The 20,749-nt window shown below is 64.2% G+C and carries 19 protein-coding genes, 1 other RNA gene and 1 pseudogene; 10 read left to right on the top strand and 11 right to left on the bottom strand.

Annotation, left to right across the window (positions count from 1 at the left end):
- Nucleotides 1-149 precede the first annotated feature (149 nt).
- The 3 genes from LMTR13_RS02565 to dapE all read left to right on the top strand — a co-directional run bounded on the left by LMTR13_RS02565 (nt 150) and on the right by dapE (nt 3,085).
- A complete protein-coding gene (locus LMTR13_RS02565; protein ID WP_065726540.1) occupies nt 150-839 on the top strand; it encodes a pyrimidine 5'-nucleotidase in 690 nt (229 codons plus the stop codon).
- A 123-nt stretch (nt 840-962) separates the two neighbouring features.
- Nucleotides 963-1,808, top strand: coding sequence for a 2,3,4,5-tetrahydropyridine-2,6-dicarboxylate N-succinyltransferase (dapD, locus tag LMTR13_RS02560; RefSeq protein ID WP_065726539.1), 846 nt, complete (start codon nt 963-965; stop codon nt 1,806-1,808).
- Nucleotides 1,809-1,918: 110 nt separating this feature from the next.
- Nucleotides 1,919-3,085, top strand: a complete 1,167-nt coding sequence (gene dapE, locus LMTR13_RS02555) for a succinyl-diaminopimelate desuccinylase (protein WP_065726538.1) — start codon at nt 1,919-1,921, stop codon at nt 3,083-3,085.
- A gap of 51 nt (nt 3,086-3,136) precedes the next feature.
- Here dapE and truA read toward each other — a convergent pair whose 3' ends face one another.
- The 3 genes from truA to def all read right to left on the bottom strand — a co-directional run bounded on the left by truA (nt 3,137) and on the right by def (nt 5,598).
- The gene (gene truA, locus LMTR13_RS02550; protein ID WP_065726537.1) at nt 3,137-3,874 is read right to left on the bottom strand and encodes a tRNA pseudouridine(38-40) synthase TruA; all 738 of its coding nucleotides are present in this window, start codon (nt 3,872-3,874) and stop codon (nt 3,137-3,139) included.
- Nucleotides 3,875-3,995: 121 nt separating this feature from the next.
- Nucleotides 3,996-4,928 (bottom strand): methionyl-tRNA formyltransferase, encoded by a 933-nt coding sequence (gene fmt, locus LMTR13_RS02545; RefSeq protein WP_065732365.1) that lies wholly within the window; start codon nt 4,926-4,928, stop codon nt 3,996-3,998.
- A gap of 142 nt (nt 4,929-5,070) precedes the next feature.
- On the bottom strand, nt 5,071-5,598 hold the full coding sequence (gene def / locus LMTR13_RS02540; RefSeq protein WP_065726536.1) for a peptide deformylase: 528 nt from the start codon (nt 5,596-5,598) through the stop codon (nt 5,071-5,073).
- 182 nt (nt 5,599-5,780) lie between these two features.
- Here def and LMTR13_RS02535 point away from each other — a divergent pair, with 182 nt between their 5' ends.
- The 3 genes and pseudogenes from LMTR13_RS02535 (at nt 5,781) to LMTR13_RS02525 (ending at nt 8,918) form a co-directional block, all read left to right on the top strand.
- Nucleotides 5,781-6,989: a DNA recombination protein RmuC gene (locus tag LMTR13_RS02535; RefSeq protein WP_065732364.1), complete on the top strand. Its 1,209-nt coding sequence runs from the start codon at nt 5,781-5,783 to the stop codon at nt 6,987-6,989.
- Nucleotides 6,990-7,070: 81 nt separating this feature from the next.
- Nucleotides 7,071-7,369 (top strand): annotated as a pseudogene (locus LMTR13_RS02530) (GIY-YIG nuclease family protein).
- A 187-nt stretch (nt 7,370-7,556) separates the two neighbouring features.
- Nucleotides 7,557-8,918 (top strand): AmpG family muropeptide MFS transporter, encoded by a 1,362-nt coding sequence (locus tag LMTR13_RS02525; RefSeq protein WP_065726535.1) that lies wholly within the window; start codon nt 7,557-7,559, stop codon nt 8,916-8,918.
- Between the two features lie 157 nt (nt 8,919-9,075).
- Here the strand turns inward: LMTR13_RS02525 and LMTR13_RS02520 are convergent, their stop codons facing one another.
- The 5 genes from LMTR13_RS02520 to ffs form a co-directional block, all read right to left on the bottom strand.
- Nucleotides 9,076-9,495: a hypothetical protein gene (locus LMTR13_RS02520; RefSeq protein WP_065726534.1), complete on the bottom strand. Its 420-nt coding sequence runs from the start codon at nt 9,493-9,495 to the stop codon at nt 9,076-9,078.
- Between the two features lie 24 nt (nt 9,496-9,519).
- Nucleotides 9,520-10,125, bottom strand: coding sequence for a recombination mediator RecR (gene recR / locus LMTR13_RS02515; RefSeq protein ID WP_065726533.1), 606 nt, complete (start codon nt 10,123-10,125; stop codon nt 9,520-9,522).
- Between the two features lies 1 nt (nt 10,126).
- Nucleotides 10,127-10,447, bottom strand: a complete 321-nt coding sequence (locus tag LMTR13_RS02510; protein WP_065726532.1) for a YbaB/EbfC family nucleoid-associated protein — start codon at nt 10,445-10,447, stop codon at nt 10,127-10,129.
- Nucleotides 10,448-10,471: 24 nt separating this feature from the next.
- Complete coding sequence (locus LMTR13_RS02505; protein WP_065726531.1) at nt 10,472-12,316, bottom strand: DNA polymerase III subunit gamma/tau; 1,845 nt, start codon at nt 12,314-12,316, stop codon at nt 10,472-10,474.
- Between the two features lie 109 nt (nt 12,317-12,425).
- Nucleotides 12,426-12,522: signal recognition particle sRNA small type (gene ffs / locus LMTR13_RS02500), an RNA gene on the bottom strand.
- A 227-nt stretch (nt 12,523-12,749) separates the two neighbouring features.
- Here ffs and LMTR13_RS02495 point away from each other — a divergent pair.
- The 4 genes from LMTR13_RS02495 to LMTR13_RS02480 all read left to right on the top strand — a co-directional run bounded on the left by LMTR13_RS02495 (nt 12,750) and on the right by LMTR13_RS02480 (nt 15,741).
- Entirely contained in the window at nt 12,750-13,175 is a 426-nt protein-coding gene (locus LMTR13_RS02495; RefSeq protein ID WP_065726530.1) for an HIT domain-containing protein, read from the top strand.
- Between the two features lie 4 nt (nt 13,176-13,179).
- Nucleotides 13,180-14,130: an NAD(+) diphosphatase gene (gene nudC, locus LMTR13_RS02490; RefSeq protein ID WP_065726529.1), complete on the top strand. Its 951-nt coding sequence runs from the start codon at nt 13,180-13,182 to the stop codon at nt 14,128-14,130.
- Between the two features lie 80 nt (nt 14,131-14,210).
- On the top strand, nt 14,211-15,173 hold the full coding sequence (locus tag LMTR13_RS02485; RefSeq protein WP_065726528.1) for a sugar kinase: 963 nt from the start codon (nt 14,211-14,213) through the stop codon (nt 15,171-15,173).
- Between the two features lie 67 nt (nt 15,174-15,240).
- Entirely contained in the window at nt 15,241-15,741 is a 501-nt protein-coding gene (locus tag LMTR13_RS02480) for an Lrp/AsnC family transcriptional regulator (RefSeq protein ID WP_028351627.1), read from the top strand.
- Nucleotides 15,742-15,891: 150 nt separating this feature from the next.
- On the opposite strand, the gene LMTR13_RS02475 is transcribed toward LMTR13_RS02480, so the two are convergent.
- From LMTR13_RS02475 to hrpB, 3 genes are all read right to left on the bottom strand, one after another.
- Nucleotides 15,892-17,391: a phosphomannomutase/phosphoglucomutase gene (locus tag LMTR13_RS02475; RefSeq protein WP_065726527.1), complete on the bottom strand. Its 1,500-nt coding sequence runs from the start codon at nt 17,389-17,391 to the stop codon at nt 15,892-15,894.
- A gap of 117 nt (nt 17,392-17,508) precedes the next feature.
- Nucleotides 17,509-18,012, bottom strand: coding sequence for a TIGR02281 family clan AA aspartic protease (locus LMTR13_RS02470; RefSeq protein ID WP_065732363.1), 504 nt, complete (start codon nt 18,010-18,012; stop codon nt 17,509-17,511).
- A gap of 150 nt (nt 18,013-18,162) precedes the next feature.
- A complete protein-coding gene (hrpB, locus tag LMTR13_RS02465) occupies nt 18,163-20,640 on the bottom strand; it encodes an ATP-dependent helicase HrpB (protein WP_065726526.1) in 2,478 nt (825 codons plus the stop codon).
- Nucleotides 20,641-20,749 lie beyond the last annotated feature (109 nt).

Genomic DNA, 20,749 nt, shown 5'->3' with positions numbered 1-20,749 from the left:
CCCTGCAAACGCAGGGACCCATAACCACAGGACCGGGTTTCGGCTACGATGCCGACCACAAGCAATGGGCACTGTGCTCACCAATAGCTTCCGCGGCGTATGGGTTCCTGCTTTCGCAGGGACGGCGCGGAGATAGAGCAGTGACAGAAATGAACCCACCCCGCGCCTTCAGCCACATCGACACCTGGGTGTTCGATCTCGACAACACGCTGTACCCGCACCACGTCAATCTATGGCAGCAGGTCGACGCGCGGATCGGCGAGTTCATCAGCGCTTACTTGAAGATCTCCGCGGAAGAAGCCCGCATCATCCAGAAGGACTATTACCGCCGCTACGGCACCAGTATGCGCGGCATGATGACCGAGCACGGCGTGCACGCCGACGATTATCTGGCCTACGTGCACCAGATCGATCATTCGCCGCTGGAGCCGAACCCTGCGATGGGAGCTGCGATCGCAAAACTTCCCGGACGCAAGCTGATCCTGACCAACGGCTCGACCGACCACGCCGGCGCGGTGCTGGCGCGGCTCGGCATCGGCGAGCATTTCGAGGCGGTGTTCGACATCATCGCCGCCGAGCTGGAGCCGAAGCCGGCGCCGCAGACCTATGACAGGTTCCTGCGCGTCCATGGCGTCGAGCCCCTGAGATCGGCGATGTTCGAGGATCTCGCCCGCAATCTCGTGGTACCGCACCAGCTCGGCATGACCACGGTGCTGGTGGTGCCTGATGGCGCCAAGGAAGTTGTGCGCGAGGACTGGGAGCTGGAAGGCCGCGATGCGGCTTACGTCGATCATGTGACGGATGATTTGACGGGGTTCTTGGAGAGGTTGAGCGGCTGATCCCCGCGTTTCGCGGGGACGACGGATGGAGATCGACCGCAGGGACGACATCCTGCCTTGACTCTCCCCTCCCAAATCCCGAAAAAGCCCCCCACTTCGCCCGGAATCCCTAAGGAAATCCCGATGTCCCTGACCGCGCTCGAATCCACCGTCAACTCCGCCTTCGATGCCCGCGACGGCATTTCGACGGCGACCAAGGGCGAGGTTCGCGAGGCCGTCGATCACGCGCTCGAACTGCTCGACAAGGGCGAGGCGCGGGTCGCCGAGCGTGAGGCCTCGGGCAAATGGAAAGTCAATCAGTGGCTGAAGAAGGCGGTGCTGCTGTCGTTCCGTCTCAACGACATGGCCGCGATTCCCGGCGGCCCCGGCAAGGCGTCGTGGTGGGACAAGGTGCCGTCTAAGTTCGAGGGTTGGGGCGAGAACCGTTTTCGCGATGCGGGTTTTCGCGCCGTGCCCGGTGCGATCGTGCGCCGCTCGGCCTTCATCGCCCGCAACGTTGTGCTGATGCCGTCCTTCGTCAATCTCGGCGCCTATGTCGATGAGGCGACCATGATCGACACCTGGTCGACGGTCGGTTCCTGCGCGCAGATCGGCAAGCGCGTGCATATTTCAGGCGGCGTCGGCATCGGCGGCGTGCTGGAGCCGTTGCAGGCCGAGCCTGTGATCGTCGAGGACGATTGCTTCATCGGCGCGCGCTCGGAAGTCGCCGAAGGCGTGATCGTGCGCAAGGGCGCGGTGCTGGCGATGGGCGTGTTCCTCGGCGCTTCCACCAAGATTGTCGACCGCGAGACCGGCGAGACGTTCATCGGCGAGGTTCCTGAATATTCGGTCGTGGTTCCCGGCGCCCTGCCCGGCAAGCCCCTGAAGAACGGCCAGCCCGGCCCATCGACTGCCTGCGCCGTGATCGTCAAGCGCGTCGACGAGCGCACCCGCGCCAAGACCAGCATCAACGAGCTGCTGCGGGACTAGGGCTCTAACCCAAAATCCCTCCGATGCGACCAATCTCCGGGCCGCGGGCTTTGCTGCCGCCCGGAGTTACAAGGCTGGCCCGCCGCCGGTTTGGCATGTTAAGCCGGGGCATGAATGACGCCGTTTCTATAACCCGCGACCTCGTCCGCTGCCCTTCCGTCACCCCTGCCGATGCCGGTGCGCTCGGCGTCCTCGAACGCCTGCTGAAGGACGCCGGCTTCGAGGTGCATCGCGTCACCTTCGGCGAGCCAGGCACCGCCGATATCGATAATCTCTATGCCCGGATCGGCACCGAGGCGCCGCATATCACCTTTGCCGGCCATACCGACGTGGTGCCTCCCGGCGACGAGGCCGCGTGGACGCACGGCGCGTTCTCCGGTGAGGTCAAGGACGGTTTCCTCTATGGCCGCGGTGCCGTCGACATGAAGGGCGGCATCGCCTGCTGCGTCGCAGCCGTATTGCAATATCTCGCTGATAACGGCGGCAAGCCGCAAAAAGACGGCCGGGGTTCGATCTCGTTTCTGATCACCGGCGACGAAGAAGACATTTCCGTCAACGGCACCGTCAAACTATTGAAGTGGTGCGCCGAGCGCGGCGAAAAATTCGATCACTGCGTACTCGGCGAGCCCAGCAATGTCGAAGTGCTCGGCGACTGCATCAAGATCGGCCGCCGCGGCTCGCAGTCCGGCACGCTCTATGTCGACGGCGTGCAGGGCCACGTTGCCTATCCGCACCGTGCATCGAACCCGGTGCCGGACATTTCACGGCTCATCGTGGCGCTCTCCGACGAACCGCTCGACCATGGCAGCGCGCAATTCCAGGCGTCGAACCTCGAATTCACTTCCGTCGATGTCGGCAATACCGCCAGCAACGTGATTCCGGGCCAGGCGCGCGCAAAGTTCAATATCCGCTATAACGACAACCACACCCAGGAGACGCTGCGCGCGCTGGTCGAGGAGCGGCTGGTAAAGGCCTGCGGCAACCGCATCCGCGCCCGCATCGTGTGGGAATATTCCAACTCCAACGTCTTCGTGACGAAGCCGGGCGCGTTCACCGATCTCGCGGTGAGCGCGATCGAGCAAGTCACCGGACGCAAGCCTGAGCTCTCGACTTCCGGCGGCACCTCGGACGCGCGCTTCATTTCGAGCTACTGCCCGGTGATCGAGTTCGGGCTGGTCGGCCAGACCATGCATCAGATCGACGAACGCACGCCGGTGTCGGATCTGGAGAAGTTAACGCGGATCTATCGGGGCCTGTTGGACAGGTATTTTGTGTGATCCAGTTGCTGGCCAGGCAAAAACATCGAAAACAACCCGGGATTGGGGTCACTAGTACTCCACCCGCACCAGATACAGCCCCTCCGGCGGGGCGACGGGGCCGCAGGCGGCGCGGTTGCGGGCGGCTAAAGCGGCAGCGAGATCGTCGGCGCTCCAGCGGCCTTCGCCGACCCAGACCAGTGAGCCCACCATCGAGCGCACCTGGCTGTGCAGGAACGAGCGCGCGGAGGTGAGGATCGAAACCTGATCGCCTTCCCTAATCACGTCGAGCTGATCGAGCGTCTTCTGCGGCGATTTCGCCTGGCATTCGGTGTCGCGAAACGTCGTGAAATCGTGCTTGCCGAGCAGCCTCTTGGCGGCGGCATCCATCGCATCCGTATCGAGATGGCGCGGCACCCGCCAGCTCCGTTTGATATCGAGTGCGAGATTGGCGCGGTGGTTGATGATGCGGTAGCGGTAGTGCCGCCGCTTGGCGGAGAAGCGCGCTTCGAAATCGTCGGCCACGATGTCGGCCGACAACACGCCGATTGGATGCGGCCGCAGATGCGCGTTCAAGCCGTCGCGCAGCCGGCCCGGCGGAAACGGCTTTTGGATATCGCAATGCGCGACCTGCGCCAGCGCATGAACCCCGGCATCGGTGCGGCCCGAGCCGTGCACGCGCACGTCCTCGCCGCAGATCGCCTTCACCGCGGCTTCTAGCGCGCCCTGGACGGTCGGCGCGTTGTCCTGGATCTGCCAGCCGGAGAACGGCGTGCCGTCATATTCGATGATGAGTTTGTAGCGGGGCATCTCAATCCAGTGAGGCTGTCATCATCCGCGTAGGCGGATGATCCAGTACGCTGCGGCTCCCCGGTTCAATCTCGAAGGCCGCGGCGTACTGGATACCCCGCCTTCGCGGGGTATGACAGCGTTAAGAGAACCCCGCACCAGCCTTCAGCGGCGTGCCGCGCAGGAAATCTGCGGCCTTCATCCGTGCCTTGCCTTCGCGTTGCAGTTCCAGAATGCGGATCGCGCCGTCGCCACAGGCGATCGTCAAACCATCGTCGAGCACCTCGCCGGGCGCGCCGGCTCCCTTCGCCGGCTCGCAGCGCAGGATCTTGATCCGCGCCGGCTCGCCGTCACCCGCGATCTCACACCAGGCGCCGGGAAAGGGCGACAGCCCGTGAACATGCCGCAGCACCTCGCGTGCCGGCCGCTTCCAGTCGATTCGCGCCTCGGCCTTGTCGATCTTGGCGGCGTAGGTCACGCCTTCTTCGCTCTGCTTTTGGAGCTGCAGCCCGCCGCGCTCGAGCCCGCCCATCGCGCGCACCATCAAATCCGCGCCGAGCGGCGCCAGCGCGTCGTGCAGGTCGGCCGCCGTCATGGCGTCCGTGATCGCGAGCCGCTCGGCCATCGCGACGTCGCCGGTGTCGAGGCCAACATCCATCTTCATCACCATCACGCCGGTCTCTGCATCGCCTTCCATGATGGCGCGGTTGATCGGGGCGGCGCCGCGCCAGCGCGGCAACAGCGAAGCGTGCAGGTTGAAGCAGCCGTGGCGCGGCGCGTCGAGAATGGGTTGCGGCAGGATCATGCCGTAGGCGACGACGACGGCGGCGTCGGCATTGTGCGCGCGGAATTCGGCCAGCGCTTCCGGCGTTCTCAGCGTCGTCGGCGTCAGCACGGGAATCCCGAGCCGGCGCGCATCCTGCTCGACCGGTGTCGGCTGCAACTTCATGCCGCGCCCGGCCGGTTTTGGCGCGCGGGTATAGACGGCCACGACCTCGTGGCCATGGGCCACGAGTTCGAGCAGCGTCGGCACCGCGAAGTCGGGCGTGCCCATGAAGATCAAGCGGAGTGGCATGAGGCGGAACATCCCGGGACGGCGTTAGTTTATTCGGTCATGGCCGGGCTTGTCCCGGCCATCCACGTCTTTTGTTTGCGGCGGAAAGAAAGAACGTGGATGCCCGGGACAAGCCCGGGCATGACGGTGAATAGAGTGGGGTCTAACCCGCCGCGCGCTTGGCGGCTTTCGTGAACTTCTTCATCACGCGGTCGCGCTTCAGCTTCGACAGATAGTCGACGAACAGCACGCCGTTAAGATGGTCGATCTCGTGCTGGATGCAGGTGGCGAACAGCCCGTCGGCGTCTTCCTCGTGCACCTTGCCGTCGAGATCGGTGAAGCGGATGCGCACCCGCGCCGGGCGCTCGACCTCCTCGTAATATTCGGGGATCGAGAGACAACCTTCCTCGTAGACCGACAGTTCCTCGGACGCGGAAATGATCTCCGGATTGATGAACACCCGCGGTTTCGGCTTGGTCTCGCCGTTCTCGTCCTTCTTGGCGAGGTCCATGGTGATCAGCCGCAGCGGCTGCGCGACCTGGATCGCCGCGAGCCCGATGCCGGGCGCGTCGTACATGGTCTCGAACATGTCGTCGGCGAGCTTACGGATCTCCGTCGTCACCTTTTCGACAGGCTTGGAGACGAGCCGCAACTGCTTGTCCGGCAGGATGATGATTTCTCTGATGGCCATGATTTTTCTCTGGCGCGGGATTTAAGCCGCTGACCTGCCGGGGTCAATCCGCCGCCGCGACCGTTAAGGCGCCCTTAACCATGATTTTCAAGGCGGCGTTAACCACGAAAATTAACCCGGCATTTACCATAACCGTTCCCTCTTCGTTCGCACAAGCCGGCGAATCGGGCTACAAGGCTGACATGAACGAAATTCTCTTCACCGTCGGCGACCTGCCGATTCACGTCGGCGAAGCGCTGGCGGGCTTTGGCGCGCTCGCATTGGTCCTGCTGCTGGCGATTGCGATGATCATCGCCCGCTCCGGCCGCCGCGGCGCGGAACTGGCGATGGCGCAGGCGATCCGCGCCGACGAGCTGGAAGAGCGTCTGAGCGAGATGCTGCGGGCACAGAGCGAATCCACCGGCCGGGTCGATGCCATGGCCCAATCGCTGGCCGGGCGCCAGGCCGAGATGGCGCGTGCGGTGAACGAGCGGCTGGATTCGGTGACGCACCGCGTCGGCCAGTCGATGGAAGCCACCACGCGCCACACCATGGACAGCCTGCGCGTGCTGCACGAGCGGCTCGGCATCATCGACAACGCGCACAAGAATCTCACCGACCTGACTTCGCAGGTAACGACCTTGCGCGACGTGCTCGCCAACAAGCAGTCGCGCGGCGCCTTCGGCCAGGCACGGATGGAAGCGATCGTGCAGGACGGCATGCCGCAGGGCTCGTACGAGTTCCAGTACACGCTCTCATCCGGCAAACGGCCGGATTGCGTGGTGTTCCTGCCCGATCAGCGCCCGCTCTGCATCGACGCGAAATTTCCGCTGGAAGCGATGACCGCGCTGCATGACGCGCGCAGCGACGATGAGCGCAAATTTGCCTCACAGCGCCTGCGCAACGACGTGATGAAACACGTCAACGATATCGCCGAGAAGTACCTGATCGCCGGCGAGACCCAGGATACGGCGCTGATGTTCGTGCCGTCGGAATCGGTCTATGCCGAAATCCACGATGGCTTTGACGATGTGATCCAGAAGGCGTACCGCGCCCGCGTCGTGCTGGTATCGCCCTCGCTGTTGATGCTGGCCATCCAGGTGATGCAGCAGATTTTGAAAGACGCACGGATGCGCGACGCCGCCGACCAGATCCGCACCGAAGTGCTCAATCTCGGCGACGACCTCGGCCGCCTGCGCGACCGCGTGCTGAAGCTGCAGAAGCATTTTGGCGACGTCAACGAGGACGTCCGCCAGATCCTGATCTCGGCCGACAAGATCGAAAAGCGCGCCGGGCGGATCGAGGAACTCGACTTCAGCAAGACCGATGCGCCGGTGGAAGCGCCGCGCTTCGTCAAGGGCGGAACGGCCGAACTGTTCCCGGTGCCGCGCAAGCTGCAGGCGGGGGAGTAAGTGACTTGCCCGGCCGAAGCCACATATTAGCCTGTCATCGCCCGGCTTGACCGGGCGACCCAGTATCCCAGAGGCGGTAGATTGGGAACACGCAGCTACTACGTCTACATTCTAGCCAGCCGCATCGGCGGTACACTGTACATCGGCGTGACCAATGACCTGATCCGGCGTGTAGGCGAGCATCGACTCGAACTGATGAAGGGATTCACGAAGCGATATGGTGTCCACAAGTTGGTCTATTTCGAGCAGTTCGATGACATTGAGAATGCAATCAGTCGCGAGAAACGGCTGAAAAGTGGAATCGGGCTTGGAAAATCCGGCTGATCGAGGAACTCAATCCGAATTGGGACGACCTCTATCCGGGTATCGCTGGCGCTTGAAGTTGCCAAAGTTTCACGCCGTCATACCCGCGAAGGCGGGTATCCAGTACGCCGCAGCTCTAGTGATGAACCGAAATGTCACGGAGTACTGGATCGTCCGCCTTCGCGGACGATGACAATCGTTGGTTTGGTTGCTAGCGATGACAGTTTTTCATGTGATCGCCAGAATCTCTGCTAACACCCTGCCATGACCGCACCTGAAGCCGCCTCCCCGACATCGGCCGCCCCCGCACCAAACTGGCGCGAGGCTTGGGCCGTGTACCTACAGCCGCGCGTGCTGATCGTGCTGCTGCTCGGATTTTCCTCCGGGCTGCCACTGGCGCTGTCGGGATCGACGCTCCTGGTGTGGATGCGCGAAGCCGGCGTCGATCTCGGCACCATCGGGCTGTTCGCGCTGGTCGGCACACCCTACACGCTGAAATTTGCCTGGGCGCCGCTGGTCGATGCGCTGCATGTGCCGATCTTCACGCGCGCATTCGGCCGCAGGCGCGGCTGGCTGGTGTTCTCGCAACTGCTCCTGATCGGCGCGATCCTGCTGCTGGCGCTGACCGACCCGGCGCGCTCGCCGCTGTTCGTGGCGCTCGGCGCACTTCTGGTCGCCACCATGTCCTCGACGCAGGACATCGTGGTCGACGCATTCCGCGTCGAGAGCCTGCCCGAGAGCGAACAGGCCGCCGGCATGGCCTCCTATGTGGCGGCCTACCGGATCGGCATGCTGGTCTCGACCGCCGGCGTGCTGTTCCTGGTAAGCGCATTCGAGGACACCGGCATCGGGCGCGGCTCGGCGTGGATGTGGGGCTATGTTGCCATGGCCGCGCTGGTGCTGATCGGCACCGTCACGGCACTGGCCGCCACGGAGCCCGAACAATCGGTGCGCGCGGAGGCCAAGACCCACGACGAGGCTGCATTCTCACGCGTCATGCATGCTGCCATCGGCGCGTTCTCCGAATTTCTGGTCCGCAAGCATGCCTTGACGGTGCTGGCCTTCGTGGTGCTCTTCAAACTCACCGACGCGTTTTCCGGCACCATGACCGCGCCGTTCGTGATCGACCTCGGTTTCACCCGCAACGACTACGCCGCCATCGTCAAGGGCGTCGGGCTCGCCGCGACCCTGATCGGCGGCTTTGCCGGCGGCTACGTGGCGCGGCGCTATTCGCTGGCCGCGAGCTTGTGGATCGGCGGCGTGCTGCAGGCTCTTTCCAACCTGGTGTTTGCGTGGCTCGCCTTTGTCGGCACCAATCAATGGGCACTGGCCGCCGCCATTTCGGCGGAAAACTTCACCGGTGCGATCGGCACCGTGATCTTCGTCGCCTATCTCTCGGCGCTGTGTCAGAACCCGCTGCACACGGCGACGCAATACGCGCTGCTCACCGCGCTGGCTGCCGTCGGGCGCACCTATCTGTCCTCGGGCGCGGGCTATGTGGCAGAGGCGACGGGCTGGCCGCTGTTCTTCGTGATCTCAGTTATCGTCGCAGTGCCCAGCCTGATCCTGCTGGCGTGGCTGCAACGACGTGGGCATTTTGAGGCGCTGGGCCCGGTGAAGGTTTAGTTGCGCACCGACATCCGCAAACGCAAATCGTCATCACCCGCGAAAGCGGGTGATCCAGTATTCCAGAGCAGTTGCGATAGAATCGAGAGAGCGCAGCGTACTGGATCGCCCGGTCAAGCCGGGCGATGACAGCTATGTCTGTGACAACGGCCGCAACTCAGTGCTTCGTCACCACGCTCCACTTGGTAATGACCGCCTCGCTGATCTGCCCGGCGTCCTGCGCGCAGGCGACTTCGTCGACCTTCACCGAAATTTCCTTGCCGATGAAATTCTTCAATTGCGCGGCCTGGGCATCGCTGCTGGTGACGAGCTGGAACGTCTCGGGGCCGGTTTCGAGATTGCACAATCCGTTCGGCGGTGGCAACCGGCGCGGCTCGCTGGTGATCTGGTAGGTCGCGGCGCGCTTCTTGCCACCCTTCATGGCGTTGAGTTCGCCTGATAGCACGTCGCCGGCTTTGATCGGCTTGCCGGGCTTCGGCGTCGGCTCGGCCTGCTGCGCCCATGCGGAAGGCGCGATCAGCGCCGCCGCCATGATGACCACAAAACAGTAGCGTCTGCCGAATCGTGGTTTCGTCATGTCGATCAGTTCCGTTGGTGATGGTTAGAACAGCGTTCGCTGCCGCATGGCAGCCGATAGCGTACCTTCGTCGAGATAATCAAGCTCGCCGCCGACTGGCACGCCATGGGCGAGCCGAGTGATTTTGACGTTGGCGTCCTGCAGAAGGTCGGTGATGTAATGGGCGGTGGTCTGGCCATCAACCGTTGCGTTCAGCGCGAGCACGATTTCGCTCACTTGTGATTCGTGCGCGCGGGCCACCAGCGCGTCGATGGTGAGATCCTGCGGACCGACGCCGTCGAGCGGCGACAATGTGGCGCCGAGCACGTGATAGCGGCCGTTGGTCGCATTCGCCCGCTCCAGCGCCCAGAGATCGGCGACGTCGGCGACCACGACGATGGTCGAGGGATCGCGCCGCGGGTCGGTGCAGACCGTGCAGGGATTTTGCGTGTCGATGTTGCCGCAGGTCTTGCAGACCTGAATCCTGTCGATTGCCACCTGCAGCGCGCCGGCCAGCGGCGTCATCAGCGCCTCGCGCTTCTTGATCAGGTGCAGCGCCGCGCGCCGCGCCGAGCGTGGGCCGAGCCCCGGCAGCCGCGCCAGGAGCTGGATCAGGCGTTCGATTTCAGGGCCGGCAACGCTGGCGGCCATCTCAGGTCAGACCAAGTCCCGGGGGCAGGCCGAGGCCGCCGGTCAGCGACTGCATCTTTTCCATCGCCGCGGTTTCCGCCTTGCGCCGCGCGTCGTTATGCGCGGTCACCAGCAGATCCTCGAGCACTTCGCGCTCTTCGGCCTTCATCAGCGACGGATCGATCTTCACGCCCTTCACTTCCATCTTGGCGGTCATGCGCACGGCCACCAGCCCGCCGCCGGAAATGCCCTCGACCTCGAGATTGCCGAGCTCTTCCTGCATCGCCTGCATCTTGGATTGCAGCTCCGCCGCCTGCTTCATCATGCCGAGAAAATCAGCCATTCATCCGTCCTCTCGAGAGCCCGATCAGTCGTCGTCGCCGTCGGAAGTCTCGTTCAAGTCATCAGCGATAATATTGGATTCCGGCGGCTCGGCGGCAAGCCTTCGCACCTCGATCACCTTGGTGCCGGGAAACCGCGCCAGCACCTCCTGCACGCGCGGATCGGCCTCCGCGGCGCGCGCATGCTCGTTCCGCGCCTGCTCATTCTGCGAGCGCAGCGTCGGCTGGCCGGCCTCGTTGGAGACGATCACGGTCCAGCGCCGCCCGGTCCACAGTTCCAGCTTGCGGGAGAGGTCGTTGACCAGCCCCCGCGCCGCGTTGCGCTCCAGCGCTACCTCCAGCCGCCCGTCCTCGAAGCGAACCAGGCGCATATCGGCTTCCAGCGCCGCCTTGGTCAGGAGATCGCGCTTCTCGCCGGCGAGCGCGACAAGCTGCGGAAAAGTCGTGATCCGCAGCACGGGCGCTGACTCCGTTTGGACTGACGGCGCCGCCATTTGCGGGCGCGCGGACGCTTCCGCGCCGGAGCGGGGCGAGACAGGCGTCCGCATCGGCGAAGCGGCAGACATAGAAGATAACGGTGCAGCCGGAGCGGCGCGTGACGAGGCCCCGCCGCCTGACGCGATCTGCGCGCCCCCGCCGTTTTGGTCGAGCATCCGGATCGCCTCATCCGGCGTCGGCAAATCGGCGACATAGGCGATGCGGACCAGCACCATTTCGGCGGCGGCCGCCGGCCGCGTCGCGGTCTGCACCTCGGCGATGCCCTTGAGCAGCATCTGCCACATCCGCGACAGCACCCGCATCGACAGTTTGGCGGCAAATTCACGTGCGCGGACGCGCTCGGTCTCGCCGAACGCGACATTGTCGGCGGTGGCAGGCACGATCTTCACGCGGGTAACGAAATTGACGAATTCGGCGAGGTCGGACAGCACCACGACCGGATCGGCGCCAACGTCATATTGCGAGCGGAATTCGCCAAAGGCGCTGGCGATATCGCCGCGCGCCAGATGCTCGAACAGGTCGATCACGCGGGTACGATCGGCGAGACCCAGCATCTGCCGCACGGCGTCAGCACGGACAAGGCCCGCGGCATGGGCAATCGCCTGGTCAAACAAAGAGAGCGAATCGCGCACCGAGCCTTCCGCGGCGCGGGCAATGATGCCGAGCGCCTCGGGTTCGACCTCGACGCCTTCCTTTTTGGCGATATTGGACAGATGCCCCATCAGCACGTCGGCCTCGACGCGGCGGAGGTCAAAACGCTGGCAGCGCGACAGCACGGTGACCGGCACTTTGCGGATTTCGGTGGTGGCGAAGACGAATTTGGCGTGCTCGGGCGGCTCTTCCAGCGTCTTGAGGAAGGCGTTGAAGGCCGCCGTCGACAGCATGTGGACTTCGTCGATGATGTAGACCTTGTAGCGGGCGCTGGCCGGCGCATAACGCACGCTGTCATTGATCTGTCGGACGTCGTCGACGCCGGTATGGGAGGCGGCGTCCATCTCCAGCACATCCATGTGCCGGCTTTCCATGATCGCCTGGCAGTGCACGCCGAGATCCGGCATGTGGATGGTCGGCCCCTTCACCGAACCATCAGGCTTTTCGTAATTCAGCGCGCGGGCGAGAATCCGCGCCGTGGTGGTCTTGCCGACCCCGCGCACGCCGGTCAGGATCCAGGCCTGCGGAATCCGCCCGGTTTCGAACGCATTCGAAACGGTGCGGACCATGGCCTCCTGGCCGATCAGGTCGTTAAAACTGGAGGGGCGGTATTTGCGCGCCAGTACCCGGTAGGGCTTGGCGGCGTCGGGCTGGCCGCCGAGATCGAAGCCGGCCGGTCCGGCGCCTTCGGGGTGATCGGGGGGAGCGCCAGCATCACTCATCGGTCGATCCGCAATTGATTGTCTCTCAGGGCCGGCTTGCGGAAAGGAGCAAGATCAGGCGCACGGCGCGGACCCGGCCGCTTCCATGCGCTTTTCGCTCGAAAAACAGGTAGGAGACTGACGAGCGACCCGATCCGGACCTCGTTAGGGCTGCTTCCTTCCGGACCTGACCCGGTTGGCGAGTGGCTCGTCCACCGCCAATCTCCCGGTCCCTATTTGGGGCTAAAAGGGCCGGAAAGCAAGCGGGGCGGTAGGCGCCATGCGCAGGAACCAGCCTGTTTCGTCATGGCCGGGCTTGACCCGGCCATCCACGTCTTGCTTCTTCCAATTCAGCGCAAAAAAGGTGTGGATGCCCGGGACAAGCCCGGGCATGACGGGTGTTCTTTGCAGGGGCCATCCTCTGCAAGGCTAGCTCAAGGATCATAGAACCCTAATGCCCTCTGACGCCTCCACCTGGTCGCTGCACTCCCAGCTCAAAAAGGACACCATCGACATCGGCGACCTGCCGCTGTGCAAGGTGCTGGTCATCAAGGATGCGCATTACCCGTGGCTGCTCCTGGTGCCGCGCAGGGCAGGTGCGGTGGAAATCATCGACCTCGACGATGTCGAGCAGGCGCAGTTGATGACCGAAATCTCCCGGGTTTCGCGGGCGCTCAAAGAGATCACCAAATGCGACAAGCTCAATGTCGCAGCGCTCGGCAATCTGGTGCCGCAGTTGCATGTCCATGTCATCGCGCGACGCACGAGCGATGCGGCCTGGCCGCGTCCGGTCTGGGGCGTGATGCCGCCGCTGGCGCACGACGCCGAGGAAGTCCAGAGTTTCATCAACGCGCTTCGCCGCAAGATCTGGTTGGGTTGAACAGATGTCCGCATTCGACAAGTATCCGCTGGGGAAGCCGGCTTTCGTTACCCATATTCTCGACCGCGCCGCGCATCTGCGTACCAATGACGAAAAGCTGTTCGCGCTGGAGAACCAGCGCAACGCTAGCGCCTATGTGATCTACCGCGACTCGCTTCTGGTGAAGCAGGAGGCGGATGGACCGCGCGCGCTGCTCGGCGTCGAGGAGGCGGTGAAGCTCGGCGCCAATCCCGGCACGATCTTTCTGGGCTTGCGCGACGGCGCACCAATTTTCGGCATGGGCATTTCGGCCGCGGCCGTGGAGAAGCTGATGACGCGCGACGACGTCGCCGTGACCGAGCTGCGCGGCATGGCGATGCAGGGCACCGTGCCGCCGGAACAGCTCTCCGCCATCGCCATGGCCAAATCGATGGTGACCTGGCATCAGCGCCACGGCTATTGCGCCAATTGCGGCGTGCGAACGGCAATGAAGGACGGCGGCTGGAAGCGCGAGTGCCCGAGCTGCAAGGCCGAGCATTTCCCGCGTACCGATCCGGTCGTGATCATGCTGGTTACGCACGGCGATCGATGTCTGCTCGGCCGGCAGAAGCAATTCATGCCTGGGATGTGGTCGTGCCTCGCCGGCTTCGTTGAGGCCGCCGAGACGATCGAGGACGCAGTCTGCCGGGAGATTTTCGAGGAATCCGGTATCCGTTGTACCGAGGTGAGCTATTACATGACCCAGCCATGGCCCTATCCGTCATCGCTGATGATCGGATGCTCCGCACGCGCGCTCAACGAGGACATCGTGGTGGACCGCGCAGAGCTTGAGGACGCGCGCTGGTTCAGCCGGGCTGAGGTCGTCCTGATGCACCGGCGCGAACATCCTGACGGCCTTTTTGCGGCGCATCCGTTCGCGATTGCGCACCATCTGATCGGGCGGTGGGTGCATGGGGGAAACGAAACCCGCGCATAACGGGAACCGTCCATGGACCAGTCGATTAACTCCGGACCTTGGTTCCGGCAGAAGGCGGAACCTGCATGACGGATTCTCGAATGAACTTTCAGGACAAAGCCCCCAAAATCCCGCCGCGCATTCTCTGCATCGGCATGCCGGTGCGCGACCTCACCTTTCATACGCCTGGCGTTCCCGGGCGCGGCTCCAAGGAGAACGCCACCGCATTCGACGAAATCTGCGGCGGCAACGCGCTCAATGGCGCGATCGGCATCGCTCGGCTCGGTGGCCGCGCCTCGATCTGCGGGCCGATGGGCGATGCCAAGGAAGCATCGAGCCGCTTCATCTTCGAGCAGATGGCGCATGAGGGCATCGAGACAAAACATCTCATCCACATGCCGGCGCTGGTGACGCCGATCTCGGCGGTGATGATCGATCCTTCCGGCGAGCGCACCATCGTAACCTTCCGCGATCCGAAACTGTGGCATGTGAAATTGCCCGACTTCGACACGTTGCTGGACGACTGTGCCGCCATTCTCACCGAGAGCCGCTGCGCCGAATTCTGCACCGAGCTTTGCGCCGAGGCCGTCCGGCGCGGCATTCCCGTGATCGTCGACGTCGATCGCGCCATGTCGCTGCGCGAGGGCCTGTTGAACGCCTCCACGCACCTGGTGTTTTCGAGCGAGCCGCTGCAGGAGACTGCTGACGTTACCGACGATGCCCAGGCATTGAGGAAAATTGCAAAACTGACCCCTTCGTTTCTGGCAGGCACCCGGGGCCCGAGGGGCACGATCTGGCTCGACGAGCACGGCGACATCCAGGAAACCCCGGCCTTCCCGGTACATACGGTAGACACCCTGGGCGCCGGGGATGTGTTCCACGGCGCGTTTGCGCTCGCGATCACCGAAAAGCAGGAATTGCGGCAGGCGCTCCGATTCGCCTCCGCCGCGGCGGCGCTGAAATGCACCCGCTTCGGGGGAGCCTTCGCAGCCCCCCAACGTGCTGAAGTTGAAGAGTTTTTGAGCCACGGCCAAGCCGCAGACCAGGCTTCGGCCGGCCACTAGCGGGCTTGCTATAGAAGAATTTTCTATATATGAGAGGATCAGACCTTTCATATGGAACATTCTTCTCATGACCGATCTAGCCGTTCAACTCCCGGAAGCCAGCCGCCGCCTGGATGCCATCGATCGCAAGATCCTGACCGTGCTGCAGGAGGACGCCTCGCTATCGGTTGCCGAGATCGGGGACCGGGTCGGGCTGTCGTCGACGCCGTGCTGGAAGCGCATCCAGCGGCTGGAGGCCGACGGCGTGATCCTGCGCCGGGTGGCGCTGGTCGATCAAAACAAGATCGGGCTCGGCATCTCGGTGTTCGTCTCGGTCGAGAGCGCCGACCATTCCGAGGCATGGCTGCGAAAATTCGCCGACGCCGTCAGCGCCATGCCTGAGGTGATGGAGTTTTACCGGATGGCCGGCGACGTCGATTACATGCTGCGCGTCGTGGTCGCCGACATGGCGAGCTATGACGTGTTTTACAAGAAGCTGATCAGCGCCGTGCCGCTGAAGAACGTCACCTCGCGCTTTGCGATGGAGAAGATCAAGTCGGTGACCGCACTGCCGGTGCCGGCGGCGTAAGCCTCTATCGTATCCCGGAGGCGGTGCAGCGCTGCTTCAGCGATGCACCGCAGAGCCGGAACCCACGGCGACCGCTGCGATACAGGTCCCGGTTCTGCGGCGCACTACTCGCTTCACTTGCACTGCGCCGTGCCCAGGACACGAGACCCCTCAAATCTTCTGATTATAGGCGCCGACTTCCGGATGCGTTCGCAGCACGGAATCCATCGCCTCGAACATATCGCGCATGCGCTGTTCGGAAACCGGACTCTCGACCACCACCACCAGCTCCGGCTTGTTGGATGACGCCCGCACCAGGCCCCAGCTACCGTCCTCGACCGTGACGCGCACGCCGTTGACGGTAACGAGATCGCGGATCTTCTGGCCCGCGACTATCTCGCCTTTTTTCTGCAACGTCTCGAAATGCTTCACCACGGCGTCGGCAACGCCGTACTTCACCTCATCGGCGCAATGCGGCGACATCGTCGGCGACGACCAGGTTTTCGGAATCGCGTCTTTCAGGTCCGCCATCGACTTGCCGGGCGCGCGGTCGAGCATCTCGCAGATCGCAATCGCGGAGACCAGGCCGTCGTCATAGCCGCGGCCGAACGGCTTGTTGAAGAAGAAGTGGCCGGATTTTTCGAAGCCCGCCAGCGCGCCCATCTCGTTGGTGCGGCGCTTCATGTAGGAATGGCCGGTCTTCCAGTAGGCGGTCTTCGCGCCCTGCTTTTGCAGCACCGGATCGGTCACGAACAGCCCGGTCGATTTCACGTCGACCACGAACTGCGCTTCCTTGTGGATCGCCGACATGTCTCGCGCCAGCATCACGCCGACCTTGTCGGCGAAGATTTCCTCGCCGGTGTTGTCGACCACCCCGCAGCGGTCGCCGTCGCCGTCGAAGCCCAGGCCGACGTCGGCCTTGTGCTTGAGCACGGCGTCACGGATCGCGTGCAGCATCTCCATGTCTTCGGGATTCGGATTGTATTTCGGGAAGGTGTGGTCAAGCTCGGTGTCGAGCGGGATCACTTCGCAGCCGATCGCCTCCAGCACCTGCGGCGCGAACGCGCCCGCGGTGCCGTTGCCGCAGGCGGCAACGACCTTCAGCTTGCGCTTCAGCTTCGGGCGCTCGGTGAGATCGGCGATATAGCGCGCCGGGAAATTCTCGTGGAATTGATAGGAGCCGCCGGCCTTGTTGTCGAACTCGGCGTTGAGCACGATTTCCTTCAGCCGCGTCATCTCGTCGGGGCCGAAGGTGAGCGGGCGGTTGGCGCCCATCTTGACGCCGGTCCAGCCATTGTCGTTATGCGAGGCCGTCACCATCGCGACGCAGGGCACATCGAGATCGAACTGCGCGAAATAGGCCATCGGCGTCACCGCGAGCCCGATGTCGTGCACCTTGCATCCCGCCGCCATCAAGCCGGAAATCAACGCGTATTTGATCGAGGCCGAATAACCGCGGAAATCGTGGCCGGTGACGATTTCCTGTTTGACTCCGAGCTCCTTGATCAGCGCGCCGAGCCCCATGCCCAGCGCCTGAACGCCCATCAAATTGATTTCCTTCTCGAACAGCCAACGCGCGTCGTATTCGCGAAAACCGGTCGCCTTCACCATCGGCCCGGATTCGAACTCATAGGTATTCGGAACCAGCGCGGATTTGGGCTTCGGGAACATGAGATGGCCTTGTCGTGAATGCGAGGGAACCGCAGCCATAGCGAAAGCGTAGGCCGGGCGAAAGGCGGGCCGACGCGTTTTGACGGTCAATTGCGGCGGTTTGGTAGCCGGGTAACCTTACTGTTCCAGCACCATTTTGCCGTTGGCATATTCGAAGCGCTTCAGCTTCGAGAGGAACGACAGCCCGAGCAGGTTCTCCGACAGGGCCTCGTCCGGAAGCACCACGGCGTCGACATCGCGCACCACGAGACCGCCGAGTTCGATCATCGCAAGCCGCGTGCGCGCGGCCTTGATGGTGCCGTTGGCGGTGGAGACGGTGGCGTTGTAGTCGCTGCGTGAGGGGCGCAGGCCGAAGCGGGCCGCCGACTTCTCGTTCAGCGCCACCAGCGAGGCGCCGGTGTCGACCATGAAGTTGATGCGCTGCCCGTCGATGCGGCCATCGGTCTGGAAATGGCCGCGCGCGTCGCGGGGAATGTCGAGGCTGCGGCTGGAAGCTTGTGCGACCGTTCGGGCGGGAGCGTTTTTCGGTGATGCGCTGGCGGAGGCCGAGGCCGGCGACATCTTGTCTGCCATCTGCGCCATGTAGGTGCCGAGGCCGACCAGGACGGCGGCAAGGATCATCAGGTTACGCATACGCTACACTCGATTGCCGGGCCGCCGATATCACCATGCCAGCCGCGAAACCGCGACTAACGGCGATGGCCGGGCTTGCCATTTTGACGAAAAGGATGAGTGAAGTGTTAACGGGCGAGCGGGCTTGACCCGCGTATCTCACGTCCCGCGCGGCTTGACGCGGCGGGTCGGCAGCGCGGTGGCCGGGTCTTCCGGCCAGGGGTGGCGGGGATAGCGGCCGCGCAGGTCGGAACGCACGGCGGCATAGCTACCGCGCCAAAAGCCTGGAAGGTCGCGCGTCACCTGCACCGGGCGTTGCGCCGGGGACAGCAATTCCAGCACCAGCGGCACCTTGCCCTTGGCGATCGAGGGGTGAGTGTTGAGCCCGAACAATTCCTGCAGACGCACGGCAATGGTTGGCCCCTGCTCGGCCTCGTAATCGATCGCGAGCATGGTGCCGGTTGGCGCCTCGAAATGCGTCGGCGCCTCGCGCTCCAGCCGTGCACGCAACTCCCACGGCAACAGCGTCATCAGCGCATCCGAGAGGTCGCCGGGAGAAAAGTCCTTCAGCGAGGTCTTGTCGTAGAGCGCAGGCACCAGCCAGTTCTCGGCTTCGGCGGCGAGCGCAGCATCCGACAGATCGGGCCAGCTCTCACCTTCCGCCTTGCGCAGAAACATCACGCGGTCGCGCCATTGCTTCAGGGATTTCGACCACGGCAGCTTGTCGAGCCCGCCGGCAACCAGACCGCCAGCGAAGATGCGCGCAGTCTCTGCCGAGGGCGACAGCGCCATCGGCGCTTCCGACAGCGTGATCGCATGCAGCGTCCGCTTGCGGCGTGCGCGCAGCGCCATCGCGCCGCGATCAAACGAAATCTCCTCGGTGCTTTCGATCTGATCGGCGAAATGCGATTCGATATCGGCTTGTGCAATCGGCGCCGCCAGCAGAATGCGTCCCTGGGCTGCGGTGCCAGTCAGCTCGGCAACAGCAATATAGGGCGCGCGCGCCAACGACGAGGTTTGCTCGACGGCGGCGCCACGGCCGTTGGCGAGCACGAAACTGCCATTGCCACGGTTGCGGGCGATGCGGTCGGGAAAAGCCAACGCCAGCATGATTCCGGTGGAGGGTGAGCTATCTTCAGCGGGCGGCCCCTCTGTCGCCGCCACCTGCTGCGCCCATCGCTGCGCGAGACTGCGCGCGCTACTGGCGCGCGGGGAGCGATCACGGCGGAACTGATCGAGCCGGTGGTCGAGATCGACGCTGTCGCCGCCGAGGCCGCGCTCGGTGAGGATGGCAGCGATTTCGGCGGCCTCCTCGCCCGCGCCCAGCCGGTGCGAATCCACGATCATCCGCGCCAGCCGCGGCGGCAGCGCCAGCGCCCGCAGGCTCTTGCCCTCTGCGGTGATACGGCCGTCGCTATCGAGAGCGCCGAGTTCGAGAAGCAGGCTGCCCGCTTCCTTCAATGCTGGCGCCGGCGGAGGATCGAGAAACGCAAGTGTCGCGGGATCGCGGACGCCCCATTGCGCGAGATCGAGCACCAGCGAGGAAAGATCGGCGGAGAGAATTTCGGGCTGGGTGTAGGCGGCGAGCGATGCCGTCTGGGGCTCGTCCCACAGCCGGTAGCATACGCCGGGCTCGGTGCGGCCGGCGCGGCCGCGGCGCTGATCGACCGCGGCGCGCGAGGCGCGCACGGTCTCCAGCCGCGTCAGGCCGATATCGGGCTCGTAGCGCGGCACCCGCGCCTGGCCGGAATCGACGACGATGCGCACGCCCTCGATGGTGAGCGACGTCTCGGCGATCGAGGTCGCCAGCACGACCTTGCGCTGGCCTTTCGGCGACGGTGCGATGGCGCGGTCCTGCACAGCGGCCTCCAGCGCGCCGAACAGCGGCACGATCTCGACGCTCGCGTCATGAACCCGTTCGCTGAGAAAATTCTGGGTGCGGCGGATTTCGGCGGCGCCCGGCAGGAAGGCCAGCACCGAGCCGGGATCGGCACGCAGCGCGGTGGCGATCGCATCGGCCATCTGCCGCTCGATCGGCGCATCGGCTTTGCGGCCGAGATAGCGCGTCTCCACCGGAAAAGCGCGGCCTTCGCTGGCAACAACCGGAGCGTCACCCAGCAGTTTGCCGACCCTTGCGCCGTCGAGTGTCGCCGACATCACCAGGATGCGCAAATCCTCGCGCAGGCCAGTCTGCGCATCGCGGGCGAGCGCGAGCCCCAGATCGGCATCGAGCGAACGCTCATGAAATTCGTCGAACAGCACGGCGGCGACGCCGTTCAACTCGGGATCGTCGAGAATCTGGCGCGAAAAAATCCCCTCGGTGACCACCTCGATCCGGGTCGCGCGCGATATCTTGGAGCCGAAGCGCACGCGATAACCGACGGTCTCCCCTGCCCGCTCGCCGAGCGTCCGCGCCATCCGTTCGGCGCTGGCGCGCGCTGCGATCCGCCGCGGCTCCAGCATGATGATCTTCCTGCCCCTCAGCCAGGGCGCATCGAGCAGCGCGAGCGGCACCCGCGTGGTCTTGCCGGCGCCGGGAGGCGCGACCAGCACCGCGGTGTTGTTGGCCGAAAGCGTACGCCCAAGCTCGTCGAGCACCGGGTCGATCGGCAGAGGGGTGTCGAAGGGAAGAGGCAATATCTCTCATCCGTCATCATCCGCGAAAGCGGGTGATCCAGTAAACGCAGACGTTTCTGATTACGAAGACCGTGCGTACTGGATACCCCGCCTGCGCGGGGTATGACAA

The sequence above is a fragment of the Bradyrhizobium icense genome, assembly GCF_001693385.1.
Lineage (GTDB): Bacteria > Pseudomonadota > Alphaproteobacteria > Rhizobiales > Xanthobacteraceae > Bradyrhizobium > Bradyrhizobium icense.
The sequence above is the reverse complement of the archived record's forward strand: the minus strand, read 5'-3'. Positions and strand labels throughout refer to the sequence as shown.